The sequence below is a fragment of the Leuconostoc fallax KCTC 3537 genome (genome assembly GCF_000165675.1).
Classification (GTDB): Bacteria; Bacillota; Bacilli; order Lactobacillales; family Lactobacillaceae; genus Leuconostoc_B; species Leuconostoc_B fallax.
Genome location: NZ_AEIZ01000009.1, coordinates 14,859 through 39,748 on the forward strand (window position 1 = coordinate 14,859; position 24,890 = coordinate 39,748).

The 24,890-nt window shown below is 37.8% G+C and carries 18 protein-coding genes, 1 other RNA gene and 5 pseudogenes; 6 read left to right on the forward strand and 18 right to left on the reverse strand.

The features are described 5' to 3' along the window. The 5 genes and pseudogenes from LEUFL_RS0102125 to LEUFL_RS11020 all read right to left on the reverse strand — a co-directional run bounded on the left by LEUFL_RS0102125 (position 1) and on the right by LEUFL_RS11020 (position 5,475). Entirely contained in the window at positions 1-753 is a 753-nt protein-coding gene (locus tag LEUFL_RS0102125; RefSeq protein ID WP_010007152.1) for a GDSL-type esterase/lipase family protein, read from the reverse strand. Between the two features lie 151 nt (positions 754-904). Then, positions 905-1,879 carry a ribose-phosphate diphosphokinase gene (locus tag LEUFL_RS0102130; protein WP_010007153.1) on the reverse strand — a complete coding sequence of 325 codons (975 nt, stop codon included), beginning with the start codon at positions 1,877-1,879 and terminating at the stop codon, positions 905-907. 89 nt (positions 1,880-1,968) lie between these two features. Continuing rightward, a pseudogene (gene recD2, locus LEUFL_RS11015) lies at positions 1,969-4,415 on the reverse strand (SF1B family DNA helicase RecD2). A 12-nt stretch (positions 4,416-4,427) separates the two neighbouring features. Next, on the reverse strand, positions 4,428-5,081 hold the full coding sequence (locus tag LEUFL_RS0102140) for a histidine phosphatase family protein (protein WP_010007154.1): 654 nt from the start codon (positions 5,079-5,081) through the stop codon (positions 4,428-4,430). 53 nt (positions 5,082-5,134) lie between these two features. Beyond that, positions 5,135-5,475, reverse strand: a pseudogene (locus LEUFL_RS11020) (cysteine desulfurase). A gap of 187 nt (positions 5,476-5,662) precedes the next feature. On the opposite strand from LEUFL_RS11020, the gene LEUFL_RS11025 reads away from it, so the two are divergent. Further along, entirely contained in the window at positions 5,663-6,046 is a 384-nt protein-coding gene (locus LEUFL_RS11025; protein WP_010007157.1) for an arsenate reductase/protein-tyrosine-phosphatase family protein, read from the forward strand. A gap of 78 nt (positions 6,047-6,124) precedes the next feature. Here LEUFL_RS11025 and LEUFL_RS0102155 read toward each other — a convergent pair whose 3' ends face one another. Together LEUFL_RS0102155 and rpsU are read right to left on the reverse strand one after the other, a co-directional pair. Further along, positions 6,125-6,571: a GatB/YqeY domain-containing protein gene (locus LEUFL_RS0102155; protein ID WP_010007158.1), complete on the reverse strand. Its 447-nt coding sequence runs from the start codon at positions 6,569-6,571 to the stop codon at positions 6,125-6,127. Between the two features lie 87 nt (positions 6,572-6,658). Beyond that, a complete protein-coding gene (rpsU, locus tag LEUFL_RS0102160) occupies positions 6,659-6,844 on the reverse strand; it encodes a 30S ribosomal protein S21 (protein WP_010007159.1) in 186 nt (61 codons plus the stop codon). 158 nt (positions 6,845-7,002) lie between these two features. Here rpsU and LEUFL_RS0102165 point away from each other — a divergent pair, with 158 nt between their 5' ends. Further along, the gene (locus LEUFL_RS0102165; protein WP_081458700.1) at positions 7,003-7,383 is read left to right on the forward strand and encodes a PH domain-containing protein; all 381 of its coding nucleotides are present in this window, start codon (positions 7,003-7,005) and stop codon (positions 7,381-7,383) included. 18 nt (positions 7,384-7,401) lie between these two features. Here LEUFL_RS0102165 and LEUFL_RS13010 read toward each other — a convergent pair whose 3' ends face one another. The 3 genes and pseudogenes from LEUFL_RS13010 to LEUFL_RS11030 form a co-directional block, all read right to left on the reverse strand. Further along, the gene (locus LEUFL_RS13010) at positions 7,402-8,601 is read right to left on the reverse strand and encodes a pyridoxal phosphate-dependent aminotransferase (protein ID WP_029508608.1); all 1,200 of its coding nucleotides are present in this window, start codon (positions 8,599-8,601) and stop codon (positions 7,402-7,404) included. A gap of 75 nt (positions 8,602-8,676) precedes the next feature. Next, positions 8,677-9,402: pseudogene (locus LEUFL_RS13015) on the reverse strand (carbon-nitrogen family hydrolase); the annotation flags it as partial. Between the two features lie 3 nt (positions 9,403-9,405). Further along, positions 9,406-10,913: pseudogene (locus LEUFL_RS11030) on the reverse strand (carboxypeptidase M32). Between the two features lie 132 nt (positions 10,914-11,045). Between LEUFL_RS11030 and LEUFL_RS09200 the strand changes: the two are divergent. Then, positions 11,046-12,209 (forward strand): PucR family transcriptional regulator, encoded by a 1,164-nt coding sequence (locus LEUFL_RS09200; protein WP_010007162.1) that lies wholly within the window; start codon positions 11,046-11,048, stop codon positions 12,207-12,209. A 59-nt stretch (positions 12,210-12,268) separates the two neighbouring features. Here the strand turns inward: LEUFL_RS09200 and LEUFL_RS0102185 are convergent, their stop codons facing one another. The 3 genes from LEUFL_RS0102185 to hisS form a co-directional block, all read right to left on the reverse strand. Further along, positions 12,269-13,135, reverse strand: coding sequence for a YitT family protein (locus tag LEUFL_RS0102185; RefSeq protein ID WP_010007163.1), 867 nt, complete (start codon positions 13,133-13,135; stop codon positions 12,269-12,271). An 88-nt stretch (positions 13,136-13,223) separates the two neighbouring features. Beyond that, a complete protein-coding gene (gene aspS / locus LEUFL_RS0102190) occupies positions 13,224-15,002 on the reverse strand; it encodes an aspartate--tRNA ligase (RefSeq protein ID WP_010007164.1) in 1,779 nt (592 codons plus the stop codon). Position 15,003: 1 nt separating this feature from the next. After that, complete coding sequence (hisS, locus tag LEUFL_RS0102195; RefSeq protein WP_010007166.1) at positions 15,004-16,305, reverse strand: histidine--tRNA ligase; 1,302 nt, start codon at positions 16,303-16,305, stop codon at positions 15,004-15,006. Positions 16,306-16,727: 422 nt separating this feature from the next. Here hisS and LEUFL_RS0102200 point away from each other — a divergent pair, with 422 nt between their 5' ends. Next, positions 16,728-17,594 carry an N-acetylmuramoyl-L-alanine amidase family protein gene (locus LEUFL_RS0102200; RefSeq protein ID WP_010007169.1) on the forward strand — a complete coding sequence of 289 codons (867 nt, stop codon included), beginning with the start codon at positions 16,728-16,730 and terminating at the stop codon, positions 17,592-17,594. A gap of 31 nt (positions 17,595-17,625) precedes the next feature. Here LEUFL_RS0102200 and dtd read toward each other — a convergent pair whose 3' ends face one another. From dtd to LEUFL_RS0102220, 5 genes are all read right to left on the reverse strand, one after another. Further along, positions 17,626-18,072 carry a D-aminoacyl-tRNA deacylase gene (gene dtd / locus LEUFL_RS0102205; RefSeq protein WP_010007170.1) on the reverse strand — a complete coding sequence of 149 codons (447 nt, stop codon included), beginning with the start codon at positions 18,070-18,072 and terminating at the stop codon, positions 17,626-17,628. Between the two features lie 27 nt (positions 18,073-18,099). Next, positions 18,100-20,337 carry a RelA/SpoT family protein gene (locus tag LEUFL_RS0102210; RefSeq protein WP_010007171.1) on the reverse strand — a complete coding sequence of 746 codons (2,238 nt, stop codon included), beginning with the start codon at positions 20,335-20,337 and terminating at the stop codon, positions 18,100-18,102. A 230-nt stretch (positions 20,338-20,567) separates the two neighbouring features. Beyond that, an RNA gene (gene rnpB / locus LEUFL_RS12590) (RNase P RNA component class B) lies at positions 20,568-20,945 on the reverse strand. Between the two features lie 18 nt (positions 20,946-20,963). Further along, the gene (locus LEUFL_RS0102215) at positions 20,964-21,362 is read right to left on the reverse strand and encodes a DivIVA domain-containing protein (RefSeq protein ID WP_010007173.1); all 399 of its coding nucleotides are present in this window, start codon (positions 21,360-21,362) and stop codon (positions 20,964-20,966) included. Between the two features lie 82 nt (positions 21,363-21,444). Continuing rightward, positions 21,445-22,005, reverse strand: coding sequence for an SLOG family protein (locus LEUFL_RS0102220; protein ID WP_010007175.1), 561 nt, complete (start codon positions 22,003-22,005; stop codon positions 21,445-21,447). 67 nt (positions 22,006-22,072) lie between these two features. Between LEUFL_RS0102220 and recU the strand changes: the two genes are divergently transcribed. Both recU and LEUFL_RS11035 read left to right on the forward strand, forming a co-directional pair. Next, positions 22,073-22,690, forward strand: coding sequence for a Holliday junction resolvase RecU (gene recU, locus LEUFL_RS0102225; RefSeq protein ID WP_010007177.1), 618 nt, complete (start codon positions 22,073-22,075; stop codon positions 22,688-22,690). Between the two features lie 35 nt (positions 22,691-22,725). Beyond that, positions 22,726-24,860: pseudogene (locus LEUFL_RS11035) on the forward strand (transglycosylase domain-containing protein). The last annotated feature ends 30 nt before the right edge of the window (positions 24,861-24,890 follow it).

The following is a 24,890-nucleotide window of genomic DNA, read 5'->3' on the forward strand; positions in this document are numbered from 1 at the left end:
TTATTTCAATCCTTTCAATTCTTCCAAAATAAATGTTGCGGCACGGCGATGCTCATCTTCATTCGGGTGTACTTGATTTGGCGATATTTGCCAGTCGGCTGTTGAAATTAAAGTAATATTGCTAAATCTTTTCATCTCTTGTTCAAAGATATTTTTAAAGCAACCGTTAAATGGTACTAATATAATAATTTTAGCTTCGTGGAATCGTTTAACCAATTCCAACAAATACATTCTTAATCCAAAGCTAAAATTCTGTTCTGTAGCACCATAATTTGCATCATTTGTACCATAGTTAACAATCACCATATCTGTACGCACTCGTGGTCGCTCAACTTCATAAGCAACTTGCCATAATGCTTCAATAGGTGCCGGTACTTGATACGGGGCAAACGGTGTTAGCCCTGTCCCACCATAAGAAATATTTACCAACGGTCGTCCCAATGCCTGCGCCACTAAAAACGGATAAGCTAATTCTGGGTGGTGTCCATCCAAACGAATACTTTCACCAACTGTGATAGAATCCCCTACAAAAGTAATTGGCATTTTCGTAGAATGGACTGGCAATAAGCTGCCATCAGTTTCAATTGCTGTTAACGTTACAGGATTATGCCAAAAATCAAAATAATCACGATCAAACGTCTGAACCATCAATGTATATTGATGTAGATCCTGATTGGTTAATGGTAAACGTACAATCTTTCGCTGCGTGGTTAGATTTTGCCATTGCGTCTGATCATCCCTTCGCCAAATCAATTGTAACTTTGGATAATCCTTTTCAAAGTGGAGGTCAATGTATGTTGCATTTTTTGACTGAAAAGTAATTGTAGCGCCAAACTGTGTTGTTACATATTGACCATCAACAGCGGCCCATTCGGGCGAGAAAAATCTTGCATTAATGTTGTCATTATAAAATAGCTTCTTTATTGTCAGGACTTCTTAATACATCCTCAATACTCTCAAATGCGTTAATTCTTTTAATCGCTTGTGCAAATAAATTAGCAACAGACACCTGTTCTAATTTATCGAGCCCAACAATATGATCTCCTTCGATAGTATTCGACACAATGATATGATCAACTGGGGATTTTTCAAGACGTGCAACGGCATTATCAGACAATACTGGATGCGAGGCAACAGCATAAATTTCTGTAGCACCAGCGGCCTTCAAAGCTTCACTTGCTAATTGAATACTCTTTCCGGTATCAATAATGTCATCGATGATAATGGCGCGTCTACCTTTGACTTGTCCAATCACTTGATAAGGCTTGTCTGGCACTAAATTATCCAAGCGTCGGTCAATCATAGCCCAATCAGCATGTAACAACGTAGCAAATTTACGCGCTTCCGCTGCACCAGAATGATCTGGTGCCACAACGACCAAATCATCCCCCAATAAATCATATTCATAGAAATAGTGACCCAAAACAGGTAAGGCTGAAAGATGATCTAATGGAATATCAAAGAACCCTTGTACTTGGCTAGCATGTAGATCCATTGTGATCACGCGTTTCACACCCTGAGATTCTAGCATATCTGCTACCATTCGTGCTGATATCGGTTCTCTAGAACGTGCTTTACGATCAGAACGAGCATAACCAAAATACGGGATGACAACATTGACACTATTGGCAGAAGCACGACGTGCAGCATCAATAAAAATCATCAAGCGCATAAAATTATCGTTAACAGGATTACTGATACCTTGAATAACATACACATCACGACCACGCACCGTATGTTCAATACGTTCGTAAATTTCACCGTCTGCGAATTGATTCATAATAATATTGGATAGTGGGACGTTTAACGTCTCGGCAACTTCATGAGCAAGTTGATCATTACTGCCTAGATTAAACAATTGGTAAGCTGGAGATTCCATATAATTCCTCTTCAAATTAACATAGCATTTACATATAGCAACTCTATTATATCAAGAAAGTAAAACTATCCGTCACTCTCATTGAAATTTTATAACTTCTCTTGATATTCAAAATCAATTGGTTTTAAATCATCCATACCAATCATGGGGTCAATATCTTGATGACTGATAAGTTCCCCTGTTAAAACAAAATGATCAATTGATGAGTGATAGGCAGCCGTTAAATCGGATAATTCATCTTTTACATCAGCATTTGCTACTATCTTTTGATGATTAGTACTTATCTTATCATCAGATTGTAATCGTTCTAGTAAATGTGTCGCACGTAATGGTACCGCTGTCTGTGCTGCTCTTTTAAAAGCACTATGTTCACCAATTAAAATCAATGCTTCTTTAGCTCGCGTCACACCTGTATATAATAAATTACGATTAAGCATAATACCAAAGCTAGAGGTTAAAACCATTAAGACAAGCCTAAATTCATTGCCCTGTGCTTTATGAACAGTTGTCGCATAAGCTAATGTTAATTGATTTAAATTCTTTTTGGGATATGAGAGCTCCTTATCATCAAAAGCAACGATTAAGCGGTCTTCATTATCATCATTACTGGGATCATTCTTATACTGAACAGCAATAATTTTACCCATATCCCCATTATAAACATCGCGCTCGCCATCATTTTCCAATTGCAAAACTTTATCGCCACGACGATAAATAATATTGCCAAACTGAATGGCTTTTTGCTTTGCTTTAATCGGATTAAAAAGTGCTTGTGCCATTTGGTTGAGACGATTGACGCCTGCTGGCGTTTTGTACATTGGCGTCAAAATTTGTAAATCATCTTGTGTATAGCCCTTTTTCATAGCTGCGTTAACAACTTGCTCAATAGCATCAGGTACTTTATCAGGTGGTATCATGAATGTCGATCGGTCTGGTTGATTTTCTAAGAAACTCTCTGGCAAATCACCATGTTTAATATTGTTTGCTAAAGTTGTGATACTGCTACCTCGGCCTTGCCGATAGATAATCTCTAAAGCAACATGATCCACAACACCGCTATTCACAAAATCAGCTAAAATATTGCCCGGACCAACAGATGGTAATTGGTCTGAATCACCAACAAAAATTAATTTCATACCATTAGGTATTGCTTGCAGTAGTTTAGCTGTTAACTCAACATCTAGCATCGATGCTTCATCAACAATTAATAATCCACCACGCAGTGGATTATCAGCATTAAACTCAGCTTCGTCTAAATCAGCGATTCCTAAAAGACGGTGTATGGTCGTTGCTTCATACCCGGTAACCTCGGTCATCCTTTTGGCTGCCCGGCCAGTTGGTGAGGCCATTCTGACTGTATACTGTTTTAAAAAATCCTGTTTATCACCTTCAACAAATTGTGATCGCTTTTGAACTAATTGCTTCCAACTTGCCACAATACTTCGAATAATGGTGGTTTTGCCAGTACCAGGGCCACCCGTAAGTAAGAAAAATTGAGCCTGTAACGCTGACTTAACTGCCTGAATTTGGTTATCATCTAAATCAATCTTGCCGGGTGCTGTGTAGGCTTTTTCAATATCATCATGACCTACATCTAAGGGTGATGGGCTATGCAGTAACCTTTTAACGTCTTGAGCAACCTGTACTTCGGCTTCGTATAGTGATTTAGGATAAATACGATCATCATCAGCGACTAATATACCGTCATTGAGTAGCGTATCTGTTGCCTGCGTTATCTCTGCTGTCAACATGCCACTGGCATCTTTTAGATTATGCCCAACAGCTTGTAATAATTGAGATTTGGTTAAAAAAGTATGCCCCGATTGGAAGGTAACATTCATGATTGCCGAATAAACTGCTGCTTGTAGCCGTCGCTCATCCAAAGGCAAAACACCATTTTGTTGACCAATCGTATCTGCCTTTTTAAAACTAATCCCTTCAAACTCAAAAACTAAACGGTATGGGTCTTGTGTCAAAATATCCTGTGCTTCATTACCATATTGATCGTATAGACGACCAGCTATATCAGCCCCAATGCCGAATTGATTACCAATTTGAAATAAACGTTCCAAACCTAAATTAAGCTGTAGAGTTCTGGCTAATTTCTGAGCTTGCTTTGGTTTTAAACCAATACTTTCAAGTATTTTAGCATTATCCAATATTAAATCGACGGCGTTTGTACCCAAATTTTGAACAATCTTTTCTGCTGTTTTTTACCAATACCAGAAAATTGACCACTCGCAAAATATTTGATTAGTCCAGCTTCATCAGGCGGTAAGTCATTCTCATAACGTTCAACTTGGAATTGCTTACCATACCGAGGGTGTTTGACAACGTGACCGTAAAAAGAATACACACTCCCGTCTTGAACATCAGCAAACGTACCGGTAACAATAATTTCTGATGCATCCCAATTATCTAATGTCGACTCTTCAATATTAATCAGCAATATTTTAAAGTAACTATCTGAACTAGCAAAAATAACGGTCTGCAAAGTACCTGTCACTTTATCTAATTGTAACGCGTCATTTATCAAGAATTCTCGTCCTTAAATTGTTGTTGTTTCATCCGCAACCTTATTGAGGTAGCTAATATCATTCCATTTTTTTACTGTATAATGCTGGGCATCTGAAGTTGTTAGAATTGTTGTTGATGTGTTACTGAGGCCACCACGTTCACGAATACTCATTCGTGGCTGTTGTAGTAACGCATTGATACCAAATGATAAAGCCATACCATGTGAAACGATCAAAATCTTATCATTAGGGTATTGTGCTGCCAAACCATTAATAAAACGCGCAAAACGCTGCGCAGTATGTGTGTACCCTTCACCATCGAACCCTTGTCCCTCAAAGTGATCTAAATCATGCCGGTATGTATCATAAGCTTCAGGGTATTTTTGTTGGACATCACGCACAAGCATACCTTCCCATTGCCCTAAACCAACTTCACTTAAAGCAGAGCGCACCGACACATTTTGAATTGGCTTTAAATATTTAGATACGCGATTAGCTGTTACTAAAGCACGTTTCAAAGGGGATGAATAGATGTGATCAAAATGAACAGGTGCTAAATAGCGACCCAACCGTGCCATATCATCATAACTTGACGGCAGTAACGCTGAATCCCCACTACCACCTTGAAAACGTCTTTCAAGATTCCACTCAGTTTGCCCATGTCGTACAAAATAAAAATCTGTCATTGTCCACTTTTCCTAATTAAAAAATTTAAATAAAAATAAATGCAACGTAGCTATCACTGCAATTTTTCTAAAACACCACGTTGTATGAGTTCATCAATAAAAAATGATATTGTGTGATTAACGCATCTGCTTTTTGATGTTTAAAAATATCGACTCGAGTGACATCACCCGCTGACACTGTACTCAACTTAAAACCATCCAGTGTTTTGTTAATTGTGACTTTGAGCTGAATGGCGTTGTTCAGTGCCTTATCGGGTTCTAAAGCGCGATGCAAAACATAACCACCCGCATTATTTTGAATGAATCCTAAATCTCCCAATGTATACTTTTTGATATTTGAACTTAATTGGTAAGTCCCATCATTTGAGATTGTTACTACTTGATTAAAAGCCATTTTTTCTCCAAAAATATAATTCAAGCTCATTATATCATGTTCAAAACGCCAACTTCTATTCTACAAAGGAAAAAGTGCACAAACGTCTCAATATTCAAAGCATTTATTCCAGATTTAATGACCAATGTATGTTACATTAACTGTGTATATAATTCAGTAATAAAAAGTACCAGAAAGGTAGTTTCATATGCAAATTTATTTTATTTCAACCAACGATTCATCTCGCAGCAAAATGGCTGAAGGTTTTGCTAAAGTCATTCTACCTACTTCTTGGATTATTAAAAGCGCTGGTGTTTCAGCGGATAAAATTAGTCCCTATGCAATCCAAGTGATGTCTGAAGTTGGTATTGATATCGCCGAAGAACCCTCTCAAAGTATTGACGATACAATCTTAACAAATAGTGATGTAGTGGTGAGTTTAAGTCGAGATGCAAAAAGTAAAACTTTAGCACTCCCTACCTCTGTCCAAGCAGTTCATTGGCCACTCAATGATCCAGCCATGGCAACCGGTAGTGAAAACAAAAAGTCGCTGCATTTCGTGAAATACGTGACGAAATTAAACAGTACGTAACGAATATTCGTGACGAATATCGACAGTAATAAAAAGAGAGGTGCTCTGATTATCGAGCGCCTCTCTTTTACATAGTATTTACTGATTTAGCATATTTTTAACTTTATCAGCAACTGTTTTACCATCAGCCTTACCTTTAACTTGTGGTGTTACAACGCCCATGACTTTTCCCATATCGCGTGGTGTCGTTGCACCTGTTTGTTCAATAGCAGTCTTAACAATTGCTTCGACTTCTTCATCTGATAATTGCTGAGGTAAATAATTATTTAGAATTTCAAGTTCCAGACGGATACCTGCAGCTAAATCTTCACGATCACCTTTTTCATACTCTGATAGTGATTCATTACGCTGCTTGACTTCACGTGACAGGACTGTCAATTCTTCTTCTTCTGTTAAATCATGTCCCAAATTAATTTGTTCATTCATAGCGCTAGACTTAACCATACGAATCACCGAGAGTGCATCCTTATTTTTATCTTTCATCGCTTGCTTCATATCTGCGTTTAATTGCTCTAATAAACTCATCTTTTCCCTTTCGATAACCAATAGTCTTATTTTAACATTATTAGGATAAAATAAAAACGCCACCAAGGTGACGTTGCGAATAACCAATTAACGGCTCTTCTTTTTGTTGCGCTTACGGGCAGCTTCTGACTTCAACTTACGTTGTACAGATGGCTTGATGTAATATTCACGCTTACGGTATTCTTGGAGAGTCCCGTCCTTAGAAACACCACGCTTAAAACGACGCAATGCATCATCCAAAGATTCGTTCTTACGTACGATAACCTTTGCCATTTCGATTCCCTCCTTTCTCGCATTTTATTTCGATAATCGACATGCAGTTAAATACTTATACATTCTACCAGACTAGCACCCATGCGTCAATATATTTCGTTAGAGACACAATCATTAAGTTCAAGTCAGACATTTGATATAATATACCTAGGAGGTGTATGATGTCACGACAACGTAGTCATGTAGCAGATAATCAAATAGTAATGCCTGTTTTGATTAATAAATTCGCCCGTTTCTGGTCCTTCGTTGGCTTTGTTTTCACTTTAGGTTTTGCATCAGGTCCACGCCGTGCAATTACTGAAAAAGCTTGGGTTCGAGAAGCGAGCATTGAATTGCGATACGGTTTAATTCTTCACACACATCCAACAGTATCCCTTCGCAATATTAATGATATTCAAATTAAAGATACTTTAATGGGCAAAATATTTGGTTGGCAATTATTAGATATTCAAAGTGGTGACGAACAAATTATTTTAAAAAATGTTCAGAACGCTCAGCGTGTGAAAGATACCATTTATGGTTTACAAAATCGTCTATAAAAAAAGAGATAGCGTTGACTATCTCTTTTTTATTATCTCATTGAAAACATCTAATTGACGAATACGTTTAGCTGCCTCAAGCAAACGCTTAACTTCAACCGTTAAACCAATACGGACATAGCCTTCACCCAAACTACCAAAACCATTGGCATCAGCAACCGCAACATCAGCCTCATTTAACAGCAAATCAGTGAATGAAGCACTAGTATAACCTGCTGGTACAGGCATCAAAATATAAAATGCCCCCTTTGGTACAATGGGTTCCCAACCAAATTCACGCACAGCTGCAATAAATTGATCACGACGCTCTTGATAAAGATTCTGTAGCTTGCTTATTGCAATTTTTCGTTCACTCTTGTTATTTAAAGCAACGGTTGCAGCATGTTGAATTGCTGGAAATACCGATACAAAAAGGTGATCTTGGATTAAATTAATTGCCTCAATCATATCTGCATTACCAACCGCAAAACCAATTCGCCACCCCGCCATATTGAATGTCTTTGAAAAAGTGTAAAATTCAATGCCTACGTCCTTTGCATGTGGCGTTTGTAAAAAACTAAGTGGTTTTTGTTGGTCAAATCCAATAGCGCCGTAAGCCAAATCAGATACTACACCAATATGATACTGTTTGGCAAAACTAACTGTTTCTTCATAAAATGCCGGTGTAGCTATAGCCCCCGTTGGATTATTTGGATAATTAAGATACATCAACTTTGCATTGTTCTTGTCTTGTTGATTGATTTGACAGTAATCTGGTAAGAAATTATTTTCTGCTTTTAAAGGTAAGTCAACAACTTTCACTTGTCCTAAAGCCGCTCCGGACAAGTAATCAGGATATCCAGGATTAGGTAAAAGGACAGTATCTTTTGGATTTGTTAATGAAAAAATCAATTCAACCAGTCCTATTTTAGAGCCACCCAAAATAGCTACTTCTGTTTCAGGATCTAGTGTGACTCCATATTCATCTTGATAAAAATCCGCAATAGCGCTTTTGAGTTCTGGTAAGCCGCGAAATTGAGCATATTTATGGCTTTGTGGATCGGATATACTATTATGCATCGCTTCTAAAATATAATCCGGTGTTGGTTGATCTGGATTACCTTGTCCCAAATTTATAACATCATGTCCCGCTGCTATTTTGGCGTTCACCTTTTGAACAAGATGCGCAAAAAATTGATCAGGTAAGTTTTGTAGTAATTCTGATTTTTCAAATGCCATATACATACTCCTTATTTTAACGATATAAATGTGGTTTCCTATCCAAAAAATAGGCATTTGACCACGAATATTATCAATCTGGGCAAAATCGATATCTGTAACGTATATTTCCTCTTTTTCAGCTGAACCTTTAATCATAATATGTCCCAAAGGATCAATGACTAATGAGCGGCCACCAAAAGTATTATCATCGTCGGCACCAACGCGATTAACAGCAACAACATAAGCTTGATTTTCAATAGCGCGCGACTGTAACATCACTTGCCATTGCTCGATACGTTGAATTGGCCACTGAGCAACAACATACAGTACTTTAGCTGGAATTTGTGCCATATTAGTTCGTACCCATTCAGGAAAACGGATATCATAGCAAATCACACCCGCACTTGGTGTACCTGCTAATTCAAAAGTATTAAGATGGCTACCCGCCGTCATATAGCGATCTTCATGCATCAGCCCAATTAAGTGAACTTTATCATACTCACTAAGGCATTGACCATCATTGCTCACAACATACATCGTATTATAAAATTCTTGTCCTTTTAACGTCGCTACTGAGCCACCAACAATGTTAATATCATATTCTTTTGATAATGATTGGAGCAATTGTTTCGTTCGAGTACCTCCAACGTCCGCAACTTCCTTTAGACGTTGTAAAGCATAACCACTATTCCACATTTCAGGTAACACCACAACATCAGCTTCTTGGTCCGCTGCTTGTGCAACAGCTTGCATGATACGTTGTTCATTCTTATCTACATCTGCTAATTGAATATCAATTTGTGCTAGTGCTACCTTCATCGTTTAGTTATCTCCTATTTGATAGATATCTGTATAAATTTTATTCATAAAGTCCAACCAATATTGTGGATTCAGTTGCTCACCAGTCGCCTCTTTCAAAATATCAGCTGGATCCTTAGCGCCACCGAATTGCCAAATATGTTGCGCACGCCACGAAAAGATAGGTTCATAATCTCCACTTTCAAAAATGGCTTGAAAATCCATTTGTTGTGACATCGCATGATAAAATTGTGCAGCATACAAATGGCCTAGTGCGTAGCTGGGGAAATAACCAAAAGAACCTCCAGCCCAATGGATATCTTGCAATACACCAGTTAGATCATCTGGCACCTCTAAACCAAGGTACTCTTGATATTTTTCGCGCCACAACTCAGGAATTTTTTTGACATCAAGATGATCATTGAAAATGGCTTTTTCTATTTCATAACGAATAATAATATGTAATGGATAAGTTAATGGGTCAGCTTCTGTTCGAATTAACGTTGCCTCTGTTTTCATCCAAGCTGCATAGAATTGATCAAATGTAATATCATCCCAAATACCATGAAAATCTTTTTGAATTTTTGGGTATTCTATTCGCCAAAAAGCACGCGTTCGCCCAATCATCACTTCATTAAAAAGAGATTGGCTTTCATGAATGCTCATTGAAATTGGTAAAACTGCACGTACCCAATCATATTTTGAATTCACATTTTGTTCAAATAAACCATGCCCAGCTTCATGGAAAATGCCTAATATCGCCATTTGTGCTTGATTCTCTGCCCATCGCGTTGTAATTCTAGCATCATCACGATTCAAGGCTTCCATAAATGGGTGAATCGTGTCATCCAAACGTCCCTTATCCAAATTATAACCGAGCCGTTGTACAGCATTTAGTGCATATTGCTTTTGATCTTTTTTAGTAATATGTCGTTGCAAAAAACTAACATCAATTTCAACATCCGATGTCATAATTTTCTTACGCAACGTCATGATACCTTTTTTCAAAGTGTCAAATACTTGGTCTAATTTTTCAACGGTTAGCCCAGGTTCATATTGGTTCAATAAGACATCATAAGGCGTTTTTTCATCTTTTTGCCAAAGCGGGATAAATTGTTTTTCGTATTGAATCAATTGCTTGAGATACGGCTCAAAGATGGCATATTGATTTTCTTGACGTGCCTGTGCCCAATAATTTTGTGCCAGAGACATTGTTTTATTAAAATCAACATAATCTTTTTGCGGTAATACCGCGAAACGTTCATACGCTTTTTTACTTTCGGAAAAATTTCACGTCCCAAATCAGATAACTCATTTAAACGATCATCAAAATAAGCTAGCATATCCCGCCGTTTTGTCTGGGTTGCAACTAAAAATTGCTTCTCAGCTAAATAAGCATCAACTTCAGATCGAAAATGACCACTATCCTGAGGCATCCCCGTCAACGCATCCCAACCGGATAATGCTGAGAGCTGTTCAAGTATGGTTTCTTCCTTTAAACTATCCAATAAGTCTTGTTCTTTATATTTCATACAATTCCTTTATATTTCTAAAGTATATATTTAGTTAAATTAGCTTAATATTAGCATTCTTATAAAACGATTTCAATTAAATGTTGTAAACTCTTATAAAGAGCATCATCATAACTAGGAGGCTGGTGATTCATGGAAGAAAAATTACAAGAATTAATTAATATATCCCAAAATTTAACGAATATGGTCAATCACAACGCAACTTATCAGCATTTACTAGATACCAGCGCTGATATTTTAGACGCCGCCATTATTTTTCTAGATTCCCATTTTAAAGTGCATTATGCGAGTTCTCAAATTTTATCTCGCCGAGAACTAATGACCGAATATCTTCGAAAAGATGCAGATATTGATTACCTTAACTTAACGGATACAGTCAAAATTAATTTTAATCAATCAGAAATTCATATCTTCCCGATATTTTCGCCTTTCAATGAAAATAAGGCTTTTGTTGGTATCATACCGCATCAAAAACAATTGAATGCATTTGATATTTTAAAACGTCAGCAAGTGCTCAATGCCCTAGGACTCGTTAATGCACGTACTGATTTATTTAATGAAACTGCTTTTAGAAATCAATCAGACTTTTTTCTAAATGTTGTACAAGGTAACTTAACTGAAAAAGCGATCAATCAGTATTTAACTGCTACACAAATAGATCCCAAAACGACCTATACTGTTGCCATTCTAAACTTTCAGCAAAAAGCATTTGATCCCAATGACCATTTATTTGATAAGCGACAACAAGTTATCCGCTGGTTTATTGAAGAATATCATTATCCGGTATTGCTATTTGCTTACCAACGTCAGTTCATCCTTTTAATACAAAGTCAACGTGTCTCTATCCATGAATTTTTACACCGGCTATATCAATTCATGGCCAAGCAGGGGCATACACTGACCACTGGCTTTTCCAAAAATGCACTTCCCATTAAAGAACTCGCTGATATGTACAACCAAGCAAATGACGCTTTACAAGTCACTAGTCCATCACACCCTATCATGCAATTTCACCCTAAAAATGCAAAAGAATTGCTACAATTGCTACCATCTTCAGAATCTGACAAGTTTATCAAAAATACATTGGGGCCGATTTTGGAAGATGAAGAATTGCTCAAAACATTATCCACTTATATCCTGTCCAAACAGAACATTTCTGAAGTTGCTCACCTATTATATGTCCACCGTAATACGATTAATTATCGGCTTAAAAGTATTTCTAAACTACTGCAAGTTGATATTACAATGCCAGATGTCTTAGCAGACATCCGCCTTGCTCTATTACTAAAACAATAAAGTACACGTTTTTTAAAACGTGTACTTTTTACTAAAATAAAAAGAACTCTAATGAGTTCTTATAATTCCGGTTCATAAAATCGACCAACGGTATGTTCTATTTTCCATGTACTAGAAAATGCATGTTCATCAGCTTCATGCATTGCTTCTCGCAGGTCAAAACGTTCTTGCTGCGTAATCACTGTTAACAATACAGCACGTTGATTCCCTGTGTAACCACCTTTGGCTTGATCAACTATCGTAACACCACGTCTTAAGCGACGATAAATTGCATGAACCATTTCATCAGGTTTAGTTGTAATAATCATAACTTGCATCTGTTGTTGACGCGTAAAGAAAATATCGATCATTCTGGAACTAATAACAATACCAACGATTGAATACAAAGCATATTTCCAACCATAAGCTACGCCTGCTCCAATCATCAAACATGCATTAAATCCGAGATTGACAGGACCCATCTTGAAGCCAAATTTTTTTCGTGCCAACATACCAACAATGTCTAGGCCACCTGTTCCAACCCCATAACGTAAAGCAATACCGACGCCCATACCATTTAAAGCACCACCAAACATGGCATTAACCAATGGGTCGGTTGTCAAAAATGTTTTGGTTTGCAAAATGGGCATCAAAAGCGCGCCTAATAGTACCGCAACACTCGTAAATAACGTAAAGCGCCAAGATAACTTTATCCAAGCCAAAATCAACATTGGTAAGTTAATCAGTGCCAGAGCCAGAGGAACAGATATTTTACCTCCAGAAAGCGTATCAATCAACTGAGCTAGTCCGGTAAAGCCAGATGAATAGATGTGCCCAGGTCGCCAGAAATAATTCATCGCAAATGCCACAATAATGGCATAAAATACGGCACCCCCTAGGCGACTTGCATACTGATTCTTCATGAAATTATGGAAAGCTTTTTGCATGTTAATTCCTTTAAAATAGCAAAATCAATTGTGGGTAATTATATAACAACACTGAATGTCGTGATATTCTCATCTACTGCTGCTAAACTTAGTCAGCCATATCTTCTGATGTAAACAAGCCAAGTTCCAACAATTGCTTTTGTTCAACACGACTTGGTGCTTTCGTCATCGGTTCTGTTGCCCGTGAATTTTTAGGGAAAGCAATCACTTCACGAATATTTTCTTGACCAGCTAATAGCATGGCTAAACGGTCTAATCCAAGCGCAATTCCGCCCATTGGTGGGAAACCATATTCCATCGCTTCTAGCAAGAAGCCAAATGCTTCATGCGCTTTTTCTTTTGAGAATCCTAATGCTTTTAACATTTTCTCTTGAATATCCATACGATGGATACGAATTGAACCAGATCCTAATTCAAAGCCATTCAAAACGAGGTCATAACTTTGCGCATGAGCTTTGTGTGGATCTTCACCCTCATCCAAATAATGCAAATCTTCTTCATTAGGCATCGTGAAGGGATGGTGTGCTGAAATCCAACGATCAAAGTCTTCAGAATATTCAAATAATGGCCAATCCACAATCCAAGCGAATGCCCATGGATTAGTATTATCTACCAAATTCAAATCTTTAGCTGTTTGACGACGCAAATAATCTAATGTTGCCGATACAACATCAAAACGACCAGCACCAAACAAAATCAAGTCACCAACTTGGGCTCCAGCTGCATCAATCACCTGCTGTGCATCCTCAGCGAAGAACTTCGCAATAGGTCCACTAACACCTTCTGAGGTTACCTTTAACCAAGCTAACCCCTTAGCACCAAAGCGTTCGATATATTGCGCCATTTTATCAATATCTTTTCGTGAATAATGGTCTGCACCACCAGGCACGCTAATAGCTTTAACAACACCACCATCTTTAACAGCATTAGCAAAAACACCAAATTCACTTTGTGCAACTGTTGCGGATAAATCTTGAATTTCATATGCAATGCGCAAATCTGGCTTATCAGTACCAAAACGATCCATCGATTCTTGCCAAGTTAATGTTGGAATTGATTGTGTGTCTAAGTCAAAGTCGACAACTTCTTTCATCATCACTTTAACCCATTCGTTAACAAGATGACGAATTTCGTCCGCTGACATAAAACTTGTTTCAACGTCCATTTGTGTAAATTCAGGTTGACGATCACCGCGCAAATCCTCATCACGGAAAGCACGCGCAATTTGGAAATAACGATCGAAACCAGCACCCATTAATAATTGCTTAAACAATTGTGGTGATTGTGGTAAAGCATAAAATGATCCAGGGAAAATACGCGAAGGCACAAGATAATCACGTGCACCTTCTGGTGTTGATTTTGCTAAAATTGGTGTTTCGATATTAATAAAATCATGTGTCGTCATGAAGTGCATGGCACTAGACATGATTTTTGAACGAATACGTAAATTCTTCTGCATTTCTGGACGGCGCAAATCCAAATAACGATATTGAAGTTTGAGCTCTTCATTAGCATTAACATTATCTTCAATGTAAAAAGGTGTGGTCTTAGCTGAAGCTAGAATTTCAGCATCAGTGACTTCGATTTCGATTTTACCAGTCTTGATGTTGTTATTTTCTTGACCTTCACTACGCAAATGAACAACACCAGTGACTTCAATGACATATTCACTACGCATTTCTTCAGCAACTTTAAGTGCCGCTGCATTGGTTTCGTTAAAGGTAAGTTGTACAATACCCTCACGATCACGTAAATCGACGAAAATCAAGCCACCAAAATCACGGCGCTTTTGCACCCAGCCAGTCAAAGTAACCGTTTGATCAAGATATTGTTCATCCACTAATCCAGCATAAGTTGTTCGTTTCACTTTATTCTTCCTCCGCTTCCGTTGTAATTATTGTTGGTAAATCAGTATACAAATCAGCCAATTTAACATCCAATTGTTGCCCTGTTAGCATATTCTTTAATTTAGCAGAATGGTTGGCCAATTCTTGCTCACCGATAGTCACCACAAACTTAGCATGCCCTCTATCAGCAGATTTAAACTGTGCTTTGGGTGAGCGTGCAAGATAATCACGTTCAGCCATATAACCATAACTGCGGATAGCTTGTACAATTTGTGTCGCAATCGTATCTGTGTCATCACCAATGTTCACAACATAAAAATCTAAATCATTATCATTTTTAAATGTCACATGTTGTGCTTCTAGTAAGCCAATCAAACGTTCAACACCAATACCAAAACCAACGCCAGGTGTTTCTGGACCACCAAACTGTTCAACTAATCCAGAATAACGGCCACCTCCGGCAATCGTGGCTGACCCCTTAAGACTTTCGTCTGCTGTCATAATTTCAAAAATAGTATCATTGTAATAATCCAAGCCACGCACCATGCTGGTATCCACTTCAAAATCCAAATCTAGTGCCGTTAGTAATTCTTGTACACGTTGCCAATGGTTTTGAGATTCCGGTGTCAAATAATCCAAAATAGATGGTGCATCTGCAACGAAAATTTGATCTTTGGGATCCTTAGAATCCAGAACACGTAATGGGTTCTTTTCTAATCTTTCTTGTGAATCATGACTCAATTCATCAAAATGTGGTTTAAGATAATCAATAAGCGCCTGCCGATAAGCATCACGCGATGTTTTATCTCCTAAAGTATTAATAGCCACTTTTAAATTCTTTAAGCCTAGTGTTTTAAAGAAATCAACTGCCATAGCAATAATTTCAACATCCAATGCTGGGGATACTGCGCCAAAAGCTTCAGCACCGATTTGATGGAATTGACGGAAGCGACCTGCTTGAGGTCGTTCATAACGAAACATTGGACCAATATAAAATGCCTTATATGGTTTATCAAATTCTGGGCCGTATAATTTATTTTCGACGTAAGCACGTACAATACCGGCTGTCCCTTCCGGACGCAATGCCATATGACGATCACCCTTATCATAAAAATCATACATTTCTTTAGTTACAACGTCACTTGTATCACCCGCTGAACGACTAAATACGTCAAAGTTTTCAAAATGTGGGGTTCTAATTTCTTTAAAACCATAGTCGCCAAAAAGTAAACGCGCAATTCCCTCAACATGCTGCCACTGTTCAGTTTGCTGTGGTAATAAGTCTGCTGTTCCTTTGGGACGTTGAAAAATAGGCTTTGCCATAATATCAAAATATAAAATACGTTAAAACATATCTTATATCTTTCCTCCTAATATTATTATATTCATCAAACATATTTTGACATTGCCTAATAAAAAAGCACCCTTACGAGAAAATCTCGCTAAGGGTGCTTTTGGCACGGTACCACCTTAGATATGCCTACATTTTTAAAAATCAGACATGCTCAATTGCTTAACGCGCAACACACGAACTATTTTACTAGTTACCTCCAAGGTGTCTGAAGCTAGGTTTTTGTTTTGCTTTCAGCCTACACAAAATCTCTGAGGTGTCCATTACCTAACTTCGCCAATTCATCGGTCAAAATATACTATTAGTTTAGCACACAGTAAACTAAAGTCAACTATATAAATGTTAGAATATGGTATAATTTTAAGATAAAAAATTTGATTTGATGGTCATAAACATGATAAAAAAATGGTTACTCAGCAATCTCATTGGCATCATTATGTCAGTTGTCATATTAATTTTCACTTTTGGTCTTTTATACTCACTCTTACACCGCAATGAAATCATTACCGAACCGCAAAATATCCCACTGCGTACTGGCCCAGGTATAGCCTATTCACAGAAAGAAAAACTTAAGCGACACACAAAGTTACATATTTTAAGCAAACGTCACGGCTGGTATAAAGTAAGATGTAGTGATAACGAAAAAGTTGGTTGGATTGCGGGTTGGTTACCAGAAAATCAGTCACTTCAAAAAATAACACCGCTTTCTGAATCAACTATTGTATTGGATGCTGGTCATGGCGGTAATGATACTGGTGCACTTAGTAATGATAACAATCATTATGAAAAGACCTACACTTTAAGTACAGTTAAGAAAATCCAACAACAATTAGTCCAACAAGGTGCGCGTGTTATTTTAACTCGTAAAGATGATACGCTTGTCCCTTTGCTGCATATTCCCACACCAGCACAAAAACAACAGGCCGATGCTTTTATTTCAATACACTATGATTCATCTTCTGAAGACAATACAGCAAGTGGTATTTCTCAATACTATTATCATCAGTCTAATGGTTCTAAACAATTAGCAGAGTCCTTAAGTCAAAAATTCAATGATTTACCCTTACATAATCGCGGCGTAGATACGGCGGGTTACATCGTGATTAAAAATAATTCACGTCCAGCAGTTCTACTTGAGATGGGTTTTATCAATAATGATGATGATTTCCAATATATTCGAAGTCAAGATTATCAACAAAAAATTGCTCAGCGTATTACTTCCGGTATAGACAATTACATTCGCAAACAAATAGCTGATTAAGATGAAAAAAGCATACCTATAAGGCATGCTTTTATTTATTTTGTGTATCAAATATAATCGTCACTGGTCCATCATTTGTAAGTGAAACTTGCATATCAGCACCAAATTCACCTGTTGCAACGGTAATACCAGCTGTACGTAACGCTTGGTTAAATGCATTGTACATTTGCTTAGCAAAATCTGGTTGCCCAGCATCCGTGAAGCTTGGACGATTACCTTTCTTAGTATTAGCATATAAAGTAAATTGTGATATCGACAAAATACTACCACCGATATCTAATAAACTAAGATTCATTTTGTGCTGATTATCTTCAAAAACACGTAATTTTGAAATTTTATTCACTAAATAGTCAATATCTGCTACTGTATCTTGATCATTAACAGCAACTAACAAAACATATCCCTGTCCAATTTGGCCAGTAACGGTACCGTCGATGGTAACCATTGCATCAGATACACGTTGCAATACAATTTTCATACATACCCCAATTCATTCAAGTACCATTTAGTGGAATGCTCGTTCCACATCATAAACAGCTGGCAAATTATTCAACGCATCTAAAATAGCTTCCAACTGTTGTCTATTTTTAACACCCAATGATAGAGAAACTTGTGCCATACCATTTTTGATTACACGACCATTTACCGAATTAACGTACTTTGTTCTGGCATTCACCGTTCTTAAGACATCATTTAATAAACCTGTACGATTCTCACCACTCACTGTCACATCTGCATCATAATTAGGCTTCAAGCCGTTTTCATCTTCCCACTGGACATCAACCAATCGTTGCCCTTGTGCTTCAGCTGCTCGAATATTAGGACACCCGATACGATGGACAGAAATACCACGCCCTTTTGTAATGTATCCTTTTACCTCATCCCCTGGTACTGGCGTGCAACAGCGGCCTAATCGTATTAACAAATTATCAACACCAGCAATAACAATATCATCTGTACCACTACGCCGGCGCTGAGAAAGTGCTACTTCATTACGTTCAATTGCATGGCCTTCTTCTAATAGCTCACGCTGTAGGTTCTCGTTGGCCTGCTTTTCACGTGCTTCTCGGATATCTTCTGTTAATTTATTAGCTACTCCTGGTACTTGAACATCACCAAAACCAATAGCTGCTAACATATCATCAGCCGAGTGATAATGTAACCTTTCTGCACCTTTAGCTAAGTTTTCAGTTGTTAATAATTCATCCGAATTAAAGCCATTTTCACGTAAATGATGCGCTAGTAAATCTTTAGCAGCAATAATATTATCTGCACGATCAAGTTGCTTGAAATACTGTTTAATTTTATTTCGTGCACGTCTTGTCGCAACAAGATTCAACCAATCTGGACTTGGTTTTGCCGTCGCACTTGTAATAATTTCAACAATATCGCCTGTTTTAATTTTATAATCTAACGGTACAATACGACCATTGACCTTTGCACCGGTAGTTTTAATCCCGACGTTTGTGTGAATCGAGAAAGCCATATCCAATGGCTGTGCTCCTTTGGATAATTCAAAAACATCACCACGTGGAGTAAAAGCGTATACACGATCACTAAATAGATCACCTTGCACACTATCCATAAAATCTTCAGCATCCTTGGCACCTTGTTGTAATTCCAAGATACCTTGAATAACATTGAGTTTTTGCTCAGTTTGATCTTTAATCTTAGCTTCTTGATCAGACCCTTTGTTCTTTTTATATGCCCAATGTGCTGCTACACCAAATTCAGCGATTTCATGCATGTCATGTGTTCTAATTTGAACTTCTAGAGGGCGGCCTCCAGGACCAATAACTGTTGTATGTAAACTTTGATAACCATTGGCTTTTGGTAACGCAATATAATCTTTGAAGCGACCCGGAATTGGTGTCCATTTCGAGTGAATGGCACCTAAAATAGCATAAGTATCCGGTATCGTATTAGTTAATATACGAACAGCTGATAAATCATAAATTTCTTCAAAATTCTTATTTTTATCGACCATTTTACGGTATATGGAATAAATATGTTTTGGTCGACCATACACTTTAGTATTTTCTAACTTTAAATCCTGAATAGCATTTTCAATCTCATTGACGGCATCATCCACATAATGAATACGTTCTTCACGTCGCATATTCATCAAAGATGCAATATGATGATATTCTTCGGGATTCAAATAACTTAATGATAAGTCTTCTAATTCCCATTTCATTGCACTAATACCCAAACGATCAGCCAACGGTGCATAGATATCCAACGTTTCATTCGCAATTCGTTGTTGCTTGTCGGGACGTAACGCACCAAGCGTCCGCATATTATGTAAACGATCAGCCAACTTAACGATGATAACTCGAATATCTTGTGACATCGCTAATAATAACTTACGATGATTTTCGGCAAGTTGTTCTTGGGAACTTTTATATTTAATTTTACTGATTTTTGTCACGCCATCAATGATACGCGCCACTGTATCCCCAAACTTGTCCTCAACATCTTCTAAGGTGGCTGGTGTATCCTCAACGACATCATGTAAATAGCCTGCAACTACTGTCGCCGTATCCATTTTTAAATCAGCTAGAATACCTGCAACTTGTATTGGATGAATAATATAAGGTTCGCCCGATTTACGGAGTTGTTCTTTATGTAAATCCGCTGCCCATTCATAAGCCGCTTTAACAGAAGCAGCATCTTGCTGCGACATATAATCTTTAACTAGGTCGAGTACTTCTTGTGCTGTATATATTTTTTGTTTTGCCATAAGCTTCTTCACACTATTATATTAGTAAACTATCTGTTGCCAATACGAACCAATATAATATTTCCTTTCATTTAATGATTGGAAAATATAAATATCAAACTTTGTGCAACAATTTTGTTCTTTATCGCTGTCGTTATACTGTTAATTTATTATATTAAAGATTATCCGTTTCTACAAGATAATCCGAACAATAAAAAAGCCCGCAATTAAGCGGACTCACCCAGACAAGCATCTGTAGGCCATGTTTTGTTCCAGTAATAGCGGGTACTATTACCTTCGGTAATCATCTATCTAAGCGTATAACGCCATACCAACCATCGTTTCGAATTCACTAGGTTAGCCGCCCCTACCAAAAGTTTGGGTTGCCCGCTTGTGGGGTTTACCGCGTTCCAAATACTAATTTTCATTAGCATATCGTCTCTGTGGCACCTTCAAGTTTACTATTGCATAGTACAAGACCTTAGCAATTTCAACCGCCGTCACATTTAGTCTAAGCTAAACGCGCCCGAGCTTATTTTTTATCTCGGCACAAACACTACCAGCATCACAGCTGGTGCGAGCATGGACCTTCCTCACGTGAGAATTATCACGCGCAATTACCCAATGCTTGTAATGTATTAAAACTCTTATTTTAAATCAGATATGATGGTGTCGTGATCTCTACCAAAAACTGCACGTTCTAAATTAGCAACACGCTTAATCAAGTCTAAGTTAGTAACAGGTTGTACTGTTTCTGACTGTGTTGGTGCTGCATCAAATGATGGTTCTGCACTCACTTGACTTGATGTTACATTAGTCGCTTGACTTTTTGCAACTGTTAACTGATCCTGTGCTTGCTTCAAAGCGCTTTGTAGCTTCGAAACTTCGCTTTGTAACTGATCAATTCGATTACTAAACGCACCGTAATCCTTGATAATATCATCTAAAAAGCTGTCGACATCCGCAGGATCATATCCTACGCCCATGCGCTTTTGCTTGAAAACACGATCAAGAATATCCTTCTGTGTGTACTTCACTTGTTCCAAAAGGCACACCTCACATTTCAATTTACTCTATATATAATACCAAATTTTTATCAAAAACACAAAAATATTGTACAAGATATCTCTAAAAATTGTCTTGTTGCAATGCATCATATTCTGTAGCATAGTCCTGCAAATCTGCCATGGTCACTTGCTGCATAGGATAAGGTGAACGATTTTGAAACTGTTTAATGGCTTTAAAGTCGTATTGTGTTTTACCTTCAAATTCTTCATCATAAATCAGCAAACAACTATCCGTATGTGACAACATAAAATTCTGGTAATTAATGAGTTGTCCAGGACTGTTATACGGTTGACTAGAAACACTATCGGAAAAATCACTTTGACCAATGATTTGTGCTAATTGTGCCTGATTATCTTCATTCCATTGGCTGCCAAACGCTTTGAATGGTAGCATCACCGCAATTTTAAAGTCAGGATATTCCTGCTTTAATTCTTGAGCGACCTCAACACTCCACTGTTCTACACCTAATTGTCCGCCAGTAATAAGCCATTCCAAGCCCATTTCTAATTGTTCTTTTAATAGACGCTTTAAAGCAAACTTTAGAATCTTTATTTTAGCATCTTTACCACTAAACACGCCTAATTCATAGCTACGATAGCCCGTTATCCAAACCCGTGACATATTTTTCTATCCTAAATTTTGAACTTTGTTATAATATATAGGATACCACTTCATTGATAGGAATATTATGACTATTCATTATCCAAAAGGCATGCATCATACATCACAGGTTACTAATATGATGCGCACCGGAAAAACAACTAAAAAGGCTCTGACATTCAGTCGCCGAGGTATGGGATTAGAGGAAGAAATTAACGTTGCAAATGATTTTTATCTTGCTAACCGGCTGGCCGTTATCCATAAAAAACCGACACCGATTACCATCGTTAACGTTGATTACCCTGCAAGATCAGCAGCTAAGATTACCGAAGCTTACTTTAAACAAGCTTCTACAACCGACTATAACGGTGTCTATCAGGGCCATTACATTGATTTTGATGCTAAGGAAACGAAAAATAAAACCTCTTTTCCTTTAAAGAATTTCCATCAACATCAAATCGATCATCTAGCCAATGTCTTATCGCAAGGCGGACTCGGATTTGTTATCATTAAATTTACAAGTTTAAATGAAAACTATGTCTATCCCGCAAGTCATCTCATATATGAATGGCAATTACATAAAGGTAAACAGTCCATCTCTTATGAAACTATTGTGACGCATAGCTATCGTATTCCAGAAAGTCTAACACCTTCGTTGGATTACTTAGTTGCGCTTGATGAATGGTTAGCCCATATCAATAAATAAGGTGAATGTTTTCAAAATATGAGGAGCTTAAAAATATGAACGAGAACAGTACAAATGGTTCACGTGTTAATCGGAACCAAAAACTGTATGATCAACATCCTTCCAAGAAAAAAATCGAAAGCCACGTAAAAAGCGTCGAAAATGGTGGTTAATTATCCTCGTATGGCTGTTTATACTTGGATTCATTGGTTCTTTAGCCGGCGCAGCAGTTTTCTTTACTTACGCAAATGATGCACCAAATATTACGGAAGCTGATTTAGCCTCAGAAAATTCTAGCGAAATTTTAGATAATCAAGGTAAAGTCATTTGGACCATGTCAACGCAGCAGCGTGACTACGCTTCTAACAGTGACATTCCAAAACAACTTAAACAAGCCATAACGTCTATAGAAGACCGTCGTTTTTATAAGCACAATGGTGTTGACCCTATCCGTATATTAGGCGCAGCACTTGCTAACTTCAAAGGCTCTTCACTGGGTATGCAAGGTGGCTCAACCTTAACGCAACAACTCGTTAAACTATCTGTTTTTAGTACCTCGTCTTCTGACCAGACATTAAAACGTAAAGCACAAGAAGCTTGGTTGGCTATGCGTGTTGAAAAGAATTTTAGTAAAAATCAAATTCTAAACTTCTATATCAATAAGGTTTATATGGGTCATGGTGTGTATGGCATGAAAACTGCCTCAGAATATTTTTATGACAAACCTCTGACGCAACTTTCATTGGCACAATTAGCATTATTAGCTGGCTTGCCACAGTCTCCAACTAACTATGATCCCTATAGCAGTGATACTTCTGCTGCTAAAGCACGTCGTAATTTAGTTTTACAGTCAATGGCAACGAATAACATCATTACACAAAAGCAAGCTAATGAAGCTAAAAAGGTATCCGTTACTGAGGGTCTAAAAAGTCTAGATTCGAAGGCTGAGTTAGCCAATGCTAATCGCAAAGTTGTGGACGCCTACGTTTCTTCCACACTTTCTGAAGTTAAAAAATTAGGTTATGACACAACTAAGTCTGGCCTAAAGATTTACACCAATATGGATTCTAATCTACAACAAAACTTGTATGATACAGTGAACGGTACAAGCGTTGCTTTCCCTAGTGACCAAACACAAGTAGGTGCTACAATGACTAATCCTGAAAATGGTCGCGTAGTCGCACAAATTGGTGGCCGAAATGTTTCCACAACCTTAGCACTTAATCGTGCCACACAAACAACACGTTCTTCTGGTTCATCAATCAAGCCATTGTTAGATTATGGTCCAGCTATTGAATATCTAAATTGGCCTACTAACCGTACCGTTGTAGATAAGGCTTACAAATACACTGGAACAAATATTTCATTGAATAACTGGGATGGTAAGTTCATGGGTAACATCACAATGCGAACAGCCCTTACCCAATCTCGAAATACCCCTGCCGCACGAACACTTGAAGAAGTTGGTGGTACCCGCGCTGGTGAATTTGTTAATAGTCTTGGTATCCCCACTTCAGAAACGCCTGGAGGCTCTGCTGCTATCGGTATCGATTTCTCTTCTGAACAAGCAGCTGCAGCCTTTGGTGCTGTTGCCAACGGTGGCACATACTATAAACCAAGCTATGTTAAGAAAATCACCACAGCAGATGGTACAACACATAATTTCAATACATCAGGTAAACGTGCTATGAAGTCCAGCACTGCCTTTATGTTAACGGATATGATGAAAGGTGTCATCAAACCAAATGCCTCTGCTGCCGACGCTGAAATTACCGGTCTGCATCAGGCCGGTAAATCTGGATTAGTATCTTATGCAGAAGATGCGGGGATGCCTGATCGAGCTATTCAAGATTCTTGGTTTACTGGTTATACACGCTCCTACGCCCTATCCGTTTGGACAGGATATGACCAACCTAAAGAAAATTATATTCCATGGGAATCACAAGACTTACCTGCTCAAATTTATCAGCACGTCATGTCATATGCGATGTCTGATAAAGAAAATAAAGATTGGGTCGCTCCCGACACTGTCACACCGGTTGTCAAAGGAAATATTGTTGAATATGAAGTTAAAGATGCTTCTTGGAGCAATGGCGGTTTACCAACCGTAAATTCAATTTCTCAATCTGGTGAAACACCGGCTGAAGCTGGTATCAGCTCTGGATCAGCTAGTGTTGGTTCTAATAACTAATCATTATAAAAAAGCATGTACTCAAATAGT